The organism is Helicobacter sp. CaF467b, from assembly GCF_022664765.1.
GTDB classification, from domain to species: Bacteria; Campylobacterota; Campylobacteria; order Campylobacterales; family Helicobacteraceae; genus Helicobacter_D; species Helicobacter_D colisuis.
The window spans coordinates 891,100-900,968 of record NZ_JALAIY010000001.1 but is presented as its reverse complement, the minus strand read 5'-3'; the positions used below and the strand labels follow the sequence as shown (position 1 = coordinate 900,968).

The following is a 9,869-nucleotide window of genomic DNA, read 5'->3' as shown; positions in this document are numbered from 1 at the left end:
GATGAGATAATAAGCCTAGTAGAGCAAATTTTAGATTCCAAAGCCAAAGACCCCACCACAGACACCAAAGAGCTAGAATCTAAAATCGATTTTCTAGTCTATAAACTCTACCACCTAACCAACGATGAAATAAAAATCATAAAGGGAAAATAATGAAACATCTTACCAAAGAGCAAGAACAAGAGATTTGGGATAAAGTAAGTAAGGAAGTTGAAAATTTTGATACTTTTTTAGATAAATCTCAATGTATCGATGAAATTTGTCGCAAGATTAAGTCTATATCTGAAGGAATGGTGCAACTTTCATGGACAACACTTGATGAAACATTAAAAAGAACCAAAGAAATTACTTACGAGTGTATCGGAACAAAAGAGATTCAAGATGTTTTCGGCAAAGATTTTTCTATTCAGTATAGTTCTGATACATTTTGCATAATGCCCAAGCCAAAAATACAACCATACAATGAAAATCAACAAGATAGTAAAGATGCCCCAAAACAAGATATGAAAGACATATCTTGTTTTAAGCTACCAATTTTACTTGAAAAATATCCTTTATTATTTATGAATTGTGTGTTTCATTGTGAATTTTTAAATACCGATTTTACAAAAGATCTAAAAAAACTTTGTTTTATGCAATGCGAGTTTAAAGAAAAAATAACTTTAAATTTTAAAGAGTGCCTAGATGTTTTTCAAATGAGTTATTGCACATTTGAAAAACCGCTTACTATTCATGGAAAATTTAAAGAAAATGCCGATTTTAACAACTCCACTTTTAAAGATAATGTGTATTTTAACAACTCCACTTTTAAAGATTCTGCGGATTTTCATGAATGCGAGTTTGAAAAAACTGCTTGTTTTTATGGAGTGAAGTTTGATAAAGTCCCTAATTTCTCACAAGCACAATTCAAGGGAAGCCTTAATGTAGTAAATACAAATCTTAATTTTGATTTTAAAAGCCTAAAAGAGAAAATCAAGCAAGAGCATATAGAATATAACAAACATGATGAAAAACCCTTAGAACATTTTGCAAATGACTTTAGAGATTCATTTAGGATTTTTAAAAACACTTTGATAAAAGATAATAATTTACTAGACGCTTCAAAATTCCATAGGTGCGAACTCTATTGCAAAGAACTAGAGCTAGATTCTAAAGAAAATAAAACACTAAAAGATAAAGTAGAAAAATGGCAATTATGGTTTTATCGCAAACTTTGTGATCATCACACAGATTTGCTTTTGAATCTAAAATGGCTTGTTTATACTATCGCCTTGTATGTTTTCCTTTTGGGCAAGATACCTTGTGTATATCCTGTAGCAATATTTATCTTTTGTGTTTATGTTTGTATGTGTAGTTTCAAAAATGTATGGCTCATTGTCTCATCGGCGATAGTTTTTATAACGATTTTGGATACACCAAAAATAATTCTTGGCATTTCAAATTTATTTGAAAAAGATTTGAATCTATGGCAAAACTTTATAACAACTCTATATGTTATAGCTATCGGTTTAGTGCTTTTCTCTCTCCAAAAAACCGCACGCAAAAACTCCATAGTGCCAAACTAGCCTTTGGCTAGACAAACAAGCAAAAGCCACGCTATCACAAAGCAGATTCTAACAAATGGATTTGCACTCATCGCCGCCAAAACCCTACAAACAACAAAATTTATTGCTATAGATTCTATTATTACAGATTCTCTTACTATAGATTCTATTGCCAACAAAGCACCAATATTTATTGCGCTTTGCTTTGTGAGTTTATGAGAGATTTTTTACACTCTTTTTAGCATTCCAAATCACTCACGCACAAAATGTCCGCTTTTGCCACCCTCTTTTTCAAGCAAATACACTTCACTAATCACCATTGCTTTATCAATAGCCTTAACCATATCATAAATTGTCAAAAGCCCTATATTCACACCCATTAGCGCTTCCATTTCCACTCCAGTTTGCCCATAGCTTTTTGCCCTTACCTCTAGCACAAAGGCATTTTCACTTTCTATTTCTTTAATCTCACATTTGACAGAACTAAGAAAAATCATATGGCACATTGGAATCAACTCTGAAGTTTTCTTTGCCCCCATAATCGCCGCTGTAATCGCAGTTTGAATCACCGCTCCCTTTTTTCCACTTTCGTTAATCACAGCCAAAAAGGCTTCCCTAGACATCGTTATCTTACCTCTAGCCACAGCCACTCTATTAGTCAAATCCTTACTTGAAACATCTACCATTTTAGGATTTCTTTTTTCATCTAAATGGGTAAATTCCATACCTTTTCCTTTATTGCTTTAGTTTGTAAATCGCTATTTTCTCATTTTTTGCCACTTTTTGGAATAAATTTTCATCTAAATTATCAAAAAACATTCCCCTAAAATAAAAAGAATCCAAATAAGCCCTATCACACAAAACATACGCTTCATTACCCAAATCAAGCAAAACAATAGGACTTTGAGAGTTAAATGTAACACCTCTAGCAGAATCTTTTAAAACCAAAATTTCTGCAATATCCATAGCAAACTCTTCCCCCAAAATCCCTATTTTACCCTTATTTTTATCCACATAAACCCTAGAATCAAAAAAGATTCTATTCCCTATTTTCTTTTGAGAAAGCATTAAAACCTTATCCAAAAAAGCCTCCCCACTCTCTAAATCCCGATTGCTAAAACGCACAATAGCCGAAAAAATAGAAAGCATTCTATAAGGCAAAATAAAATACAAATCTTGATTCTTAGGCTCTAAGTCCAAATCGCCCTTTAGCGCTTCTAAAGCTTCTTGAAAAGACAAATTTCTAGCCTTAGCAAACTCTTCAAAACTAAGATTATTTAAGAGCAATTTTGCTATATTATAGCTTTGTTTTTGATTGGTGCTACTTAGAATAAAACTAATAGGAAAGTTATCCCTCCCACTATGCTTCCCCCCATCAATAAATACATTAAGTTTCGCAAAGTAACCTATCCAATACCCATAATCCCACCAAGCTAACGCATAATCCCCACTCTTAGCAGGAATCTCACTCAAACTTTCCACTTCTTGCTTTTCTAAAATTGGCAAAGGCAGATAACTCTTAATATGTACCAAATGAGGAAATAATGATGCCACACAATAAACCCCAATTAATCCATAAGCCAATGCTTTCTTAGGCTTAAAAATCTCTAAAACCACAAAGAGCAAATAACCCACACCTAAAGCATAAATTGGCACAGCATAAAAGGTGAATCGCAATCCCTTAAAATAACCAAAAATTCCAATAACCAAGAAAGGTAGAAAAATTAAAAATCGCTTATCTTTTATAAACAAAAGTAAGATTCCAAAACTTCCCAAAATAAACCACGCAAGATTCCCGCTAATGCGATACACAAACTCTAAAAACCCTAAACTTGAAACCTCAGCAATACTCTTCATAACATCTAAATAATGAAAATCTACATTGCTAACATTCCCAACAACATAAACACTTCCAAAAATTTCAGGCAAAATCTTTATTGCTAACACCACGCCAAAAGCCACCAAAAGCGCATAATAAATTCTCCCAAAAAACTTAAATAAAGAATCATTAAACAACAAAACCAAAGCCACACAAACAATAATCCATAAAATCAAGGATTGAGGAAACAAACTAACACCCAAAAGCACACACAATAAGATTCCATTAACAACCCTAGCCCTACTCCCAAAAAATCCAAAAAGCACCAAAACGCCACTATACCCTATCAACACATAGCGCAAAGAAGGATAATAAACCAAAGCCACTCCGCTACAAACTAACAAACAAATCCCTTGAATCTTGCTAGTTTTCTCTAGCATATCAAAAATAACAACCCCCACTAACAATCCCAAAACCACCACAAGCATATCGGTATCATAATACCCAAACATCGTGCGATTATAATAGCTTACCCCAATACCACTAAGCACACCACACAAAAAGCTTATAATTCCACCAAAATGCCTAGCAAGATACACGATCAAAAACACAATAACACACCCAAAAAATCCCGACATATAAAAAATAATCTGTTCCAAAGACAAAGGAAGAATCCAAGCCAAAAAGGCAGTAATTTGAGAAAGCATTTCATTAATAGGTGAATGCAATGTGGATTTTACTCCCAACAAAAGATCCCTTGCACCTTGTGCATAAAAATAACCATCATTAGTATTAAGCAACCAACCCTTATAATAATACAAATCTCCAAGCAAAAAAGGATAATAAAAACGCAATAAAAGCGACACAATATAAGCCAAAACAGCCCACCAAAACCACTTTTTCAAACCACAAAACCTTTTTAAAATTTGACACTTTTAAAATTGTATCGAATTTCACAAAAACTTAACACTTTTATGTTAGCATTGCGCCTCAATATAAACTAGGGAGCTTTTAATGAGCAGGATTTTGCTATTATTGTTTTTTCCATTTTTTTTATTTTCACAAATCCTTGTTACTTCACAACCAATACAAAGTGGATTCTTAAGTCAAAACCACACTTATGTGGGATCGCTTTATTTTAGCGAAAGGGCTTTACTAGCCTCTGAAGTTTCTGGAGTAATTGAAGAGCTTTTTGTTCAAGAGGGGCAAAAGATTACAGCAGGACAACCCCTAGCAAAACTCAATAGCGACTTGCTTATAAAAGAAATAAAAGCCAAAGAATCCCTGCTTAAGCAATCCACCGCACTTTTAAAAAAGAGCAAAAAAGACTTTGAACGCTACAAAAGCCTTTATGAGAGTGATTCTATTGCTTATAAAGAATACGAAGATGCTCTCTTTAATCTCCAAGCCCAAGAGGGAAACACAGAATCAATTGCCGCAGATTTAGAACACTTAAAAGCCCAAAAAGATAAAAAAATTCTCAAAGCCCCTTATGATGGCGTAATACTCCAAAGACTTCTTAAACAAGGCGAATGGGTAAGTGCTGGTGCAAGTATCTTTAATATTGCTAAACTAAGCCCACTAGAAGCCAATATTGAAGTTCCCTTTAGCATTTTGCGCTCTTTAAAAATCGGCGATTTAGTGCAAGTTAATATCGCTAATAAAACCTATTCTGCTAAAATCATCGCCCTTATTCCATTGGGTGATGCCAAAGCAAGAACTTTTCCTATCAAACTCTCCATTGATGATAAAAAGGGCGAATTAATTGAGGGCTTAGAAGTGAGAGCAAATCTCAATATCACTAAATCCCAAGAAAGCCTTCTAGTGCCTAGAGATTCTATACTTCCTACTCAAAATGGAGATTGTATTTTTATTATTAAAGACAATAAGGCAAAACAAGTATTTATTAAAGTCAATGGCTATGAGGGCTTAAACGCTTCTATCACACCTATTAATGCCACTCTCTCCACAAAAGACAGAGTAATCACTCAAGGCTTTGAGAGATTAAGAGATAATCAACCCATCAAAGAAAATAATAACTAGAGTAACCAAATGGTAGAAAAAATTATTAATCGCCCTGTTGTCGTTATTGTTGGAATGATTCTTGTTACACTCTTTGGTATTTTAAGCCTAAAAACAATGCCCTACCAACTCACCCCCAAAGTAACGCGCCCAGTTATCTCAATCTCTACAACTTGGGATGGTGCAACGCCTTATGAAATTGAAAGAGAAATTATTGAAAGACAAGAACAAGTCTTAAAAGGAATTGATAATCTTGTTTCCTTAGAATCACGCTCTAGAAATTCAAGAGCTAATATTACTTTAGAGTTTAATATTGGCACAAATCTCACAGAAGCCTTGCTTGATGTGAGTAATAAACTTGATGAAGTCAAAGGCTATCCTGACAATATAGATAGACCTATTATCCGCGCCACAGGTGATGATACCTCTCCAATTATTAGAATGTCTTTAGTAAGCGATTCTAAAAATGTTCGAGAATATCGAACTTTTTTTAATGAAAAGGTGATTCAGCATTTTGAACGCATTGATGGAGTGGCTGAAGTGTTTTTTCCAAGCGGTGATGATAGGCAAATGCATATTATTTTGGATTATCAAAAACTTGCTGCTTATGACTTGACTATCGATACACTTATTAATGCCCTAGAGAGAGAAAACATAAACATTTCCGCAGGCACAATGAACTATGGAAGAAAAGCCTATCGAATCCGAACTACTGCTGAATACAAAACACCAGAAATGATTGCAGAAACAATCATTTGGAGCGATGGAGTTAAAAGAGTTAAAATCAGCGATGTTGCAAAAGTGCAAGAAGGTTTTAAAAACAAAGTGGCAGTTTCTTTTTATAATGGGCAAAATTCTCTTAATATCTTTATTAAACCAACTGCTGATGCAAATACACTTGAATTAACCAATAAAGTCGAAGAAGTTTTTAAAAATCTAAATGAAGGCATTCTTAAAAAAGAGGGTTTAAGACTAGAATGGGTTAGCGATCAAAGAAACTATATCACACAAGCTATTGATTTAGTCAAAGGCAATATTTTAGTGGGTGCATTCCTAGCTTGTGGGATTCTCTTTGTCTTTTTGCGCTCCATTACTTCCACGCTTATTATTGCAATCTCAATACCTCTTAGTGTATTTGGGACTTTTATTATTATGGCAGCCCTAGATAGAACACTAAATGTTGTTTCTCTAGCAGGGATTTCCTTTGCAGTGGGTATGTTAGTTGATTCGGCTATTGTGGTGCTAGAAAATATTGATCGCCACAGAAAAATGGGAAAATCTCCTATTCAAGCTGTTAGCGATGGGACAACAGAAGTCGTTGGCGGACTAATTGCTTCGGTTTTAACCACTGTGGCGATTTTTATTCCTATTATCAATGTTCAAGAAGAAGCCGGACAACTTTTTCGCGATATTGCCATTGCATCAAGTAGTGCTGTGGGACTATCACTTTTTGTCTCTGTGCTTGTTATTCCTACTCTAAGCTATCAAGTCAATAAACGCACCATTAGCTTAACTCCACCAAAATTCCTTCTGCTTTTAACGCAGAAATTTGTAGAGTTTGGTAATTATTGCGTAAAATGGATTATGTTTTTTGTTAATAAGTCAATGCAAAATACAAAAAATAAAATTTTAACAATCACAAGCTTGACTTTTATCTCCATTGCTTTTGCTTATTTTTTATTTCCCAAAATGGAATATTTACCCCAAGGAAATCAAAACTTCATCTTTGCCAAACTCAATCCCCCACCAGGTTTATCCTATGAAGAACGCGTTAAAATTGGACAAACACTCTATCTTTGCCTTAAAGATTACTATGCCTCTAGCGGTTATCAAGGCAGTGCTACTTTACCCCCTATTGCAAATATGTATTATTTTGCCAATGAAACAGATATACAATTTGGTATGCGTTCTGCTGAAGAAACAAGAGCAAGTGAGTTAATTCCTCTAGCAAAAACTTGTATGGCTCAAATCCCAGGCATCACAGGCAGTGCTTCCCAACAAGGTATTTTTGAAAGGCGTGGAGGGCAAGGCAGAAGCATTGATGTGGATATTAGTGGCACAGATTTAGACAAAATTATCATTACTGCTTTAGAGCTTCAACGCATTACCCTAGAAACCTTAGGCAAAGAAACCCAAACTTCACCACGCCCAAGCCTAGAAATGCTCTATCCTGAAATAAATCTTTACCCAAACAACGAAAGACTAAAAGCAGTAGGCTTAGATGCACAAAGTTTTGGAGTTACTATTGATGTGCTAATGGATGGGAGAAAAATTTCTGAATACAAAGAAGAGGGGCGAGAAAAAATTGATCTCATACTCAAAACCCAGCAATCACAAATCACTTCCCCAGAAGAACTTTATAATGCCTCAATCTATACTCCAGAAGGTGGAATCTTGCCTATCTCCTCTCTAGCAATCCAAAAATTAGAATATGGGATTAATGAGATTCGACATTTAGAGAGAGATAGAACAATCACTCTACAAATCAATCCTCCCAAAAATATCACGATTCAAGAAACAATGGAAATCATACAAGGCGAAGTTTTAGAAAAGCTAAAAAATAGCGGTGCTTTAAATGACAACAAAATCACCCTAAGTGGAACTGCTAATCAACTCACTAAAATTAGAATAGCTTTGGAGGGAGGATTTATTTTGGCTGTTTTTATTACCTATCTTTTAATGGCTGCTTTATATGAAGATTTTATTTATCCTTTGATTATTCTCTTTACAATTCCACTTGCCCTTGGAGGAGGAATTTTGGGATTATGGCTTACTAATCAATTCATTGCCGACCAACCCTTAGATGTCTTAACTATGCTTGGCTTTATTATTCTTGTAGGAACCGTGGTCAATAATGCAATCTTAATTGTTTATCAATCCTTACACAATATTAGACTTTATGGTATGGATTATCAAGAAGCTATTTTAAATGCAGTGCAAGTTAGGATTCGCCCTATTTATATGAGCACACTCACTTCACTTTTTGGTATGCTACCACTTGTCATCGCACCAGGCGCTGGTAGTGAAATCTATCGGGGACTTGGAGCGGTTATTTTAGGCGGATTAGGATTATCCACATTTCTTACTATTTTCCTAATCCCTTGCTTACTTTCATTTTTCATCAAAAAAGAGGTAAAAAATGTCGCTTAAAACACTATTTTCTTTATGCTTTTTTATAAGCTTTGGCTATTCTCTTACTTTGCAAGAAGCGATTGATTTAACACTCAAAGCGAATCATACTATCAAAGAGCAAGAATTTCTTTTGCAAGAAGCACAATATAATTATAAAACCTATCAAAGCCCATTTTACCCCTCTATTAATGCCACTTATTCAACTGATAGAACCAACCGAATCTCAAGCCAACGCACTAGAAAAACTTCAGGGAATCTAGGTGCAAACATACAGCTAAATCTTTTTAATGGTTTGAGTGATTATTATAATCTTGCGAGTTACAAATCTCTCTCAAAAGCGCAAGAACACCAACTCCAAGCTACTAAAGAAGATATTATTTTGCTTGTTAAAACCGCATATATCGATGTCTTAAGACAAAAGCAAAATGTCATTGTTGCTGAACAATCCAAAGCACTCCTAGAAGAACAAAGGCGCGAAAGTGCAGAATTTTATAGAGTGGGCTTGATTCCTAAAAATGATTTATTAGAAGTGGAAGTTGAGCTTAATAACTCTATTCAAACCCTACTAAGCACTAAAAGCAATCTAGCCTATTCTCTAAAAAATCTTGAACGCTACACACGCACTAAAATTAACCTAAAAGACTTAGTTGAACTTAGACTTCACCAACCTACTCTCATAGAATCAACACTCAAAAATTTAATGTATCAAAAACGCTCTGAATTACTTTTTTTAGATTCAGTAATCCAAAGCAAAGATTACTTGGTTAAAAGTGCTAAGGGGAATTTCCTACCTAATATCAATGTTATTGGAGATTATATGCGCTATGGAGAGAATTACAAGCTTACTAAAAGAACTAATAAATATAATGACGAAACAATGATTACTCTGCAAATTAATCTCAATCTTTTTAATGGATTTAACGACAAATATACCTTAGAATCAACTAAAGTCAATAAACTTGCCTTTGAGAGCCAAAGAATCACTTTATTAGAAGATTTAGATTTGCAACTTTTCTCCGCCCTAGAAACCTACAATCTCTCACTAAATGCTTACAAAGTCGCTTTAAGCGCTCTTGCTCAAGCTGAAGAAAACTATCGTATTTCCCAAAATCGTTACAAAGAGAGAATCCAAAGCACCAGCGACTTTTTAGATGCAGAATATTTATTAACTCAAGCAAGAACTAATGTGGTTTTAAATCGCTATGCGATTCTTCAAGCCTTGGCAGAAATCGAAAGAATCACACAAACTCCACAAGTTACTAATTGATTTTTCCTTAATATTTTTTTAAGGTAGATAAAATCTACAAAAAGTTAAAATTATAGTTTCTTAGACATTTTTTTAATTCACTTAG

At 34.3% G+C, this 9,869-nt stretch carries 7 protein-coding genes; 5 read left to right on the top strand and 2 right to left on the bottom strand.

The features are described from left to right. Window positions 1-152: 152 nt before the first annotated feature. Together MKD52_RS04660 and MKD52_RS04655 are read left to right on the top strand one after the other, a co-directional pair. Window positions 153-1,565, top strand: coding sequence for a pentapeptide repeat-containing protein (locus MKD52_RS04660; protein ID WP_242099419.1), 1,413 nt, complete (start codon window positions 153-155; stop codon window positions 1,563-1,565). 3 nt (window positions 1,566-1,568) lie between these two features. Continuing rightward, complete coding sequence (locus MKD52_RS04655; protein WP_242099418.1) at window positions 1,569-1,763, top strand: hypothetical protein; 195 nt, start codon at window positions 1,569-1,571, stop codon at window positions 1,761-1,763. A 32-nt stretch (window positions 1,764-1,795) separates the two neighbouring features. Here MKD52_RS04655 and moaC read toward each other — a convergent pair whose 3' ends face one another. Continuing rightward, entirely contained in the window at window positions 1,796-2,269 is a 474-nt protein-coding gene (gene moaC / locus MKD52_RS04650) for a cyclic pyranopterin monophosphate synthase MoaC (protein WP_006655633.1), read from the bottom strand. A 10-nt stretch (window positions 2,270-2,279) separates the two neighbouring features. Continuing rightward, the gene (locus tag MKD52_RS04645) at window positions 2,280-4,268 is read right to left on the bottom strand and encodes an STT3 domain-containing protein (protein ID WP_242099417.1); all 1,989 of its coding nucleotides are present in this window, start codon (window positions 4,266-4,268) and stop codon (window positions 2,280-2,282) included. 109 nt (window positions 4,269-4,377) lie between these two features. Here MKD52_RS04645 and MKD52_RS04640 point away from each other — a divergent pair, with 109 nt between their 5' ends. The 3 genes from MKD52_RS04640 to MKD52_RS04630 are packed head-to-tail and all read left to right on the top strand — an operon-like array spanning window position 4,378 to window position 9,784. Further along, entirely contained in the window at window positions 4,378-5,406 is a 1,029-nt protein-coding gene (locus MKD52_RS04640) for an efflux RND transporter periplasmic adaptor subunit (protein ID WP_242099416.1), read from the top strand. Between the two features lie 9 nt (window positions 5,407-5,415). After that, on the top strand, window positions 5,416-8,535 hold the full coding sequence (locus MKD52_RS04635) for an efflux RND transporter permease subunit (RefSeq protein WP_242099415.1): 3,120 nt from the start codon (window positions 5,416-5,418) through the stop codon (window positions 8,533-8,535). Next, a complete protein-coding gene (locus MKD52_RS04630; protein WP_242099414.1) occupies window positions 8,525-9,784 on the top strand; it encodes a TolC family protein in 1,260 nt (419 codons plus the stop codon). Before MKD52_RS04635 ends, MKD52_RS04630 begins: the two co-directional genes overlap by 11 nt. Window positions 9,785-9,869 lie beyond the last annotated feature (85 nt).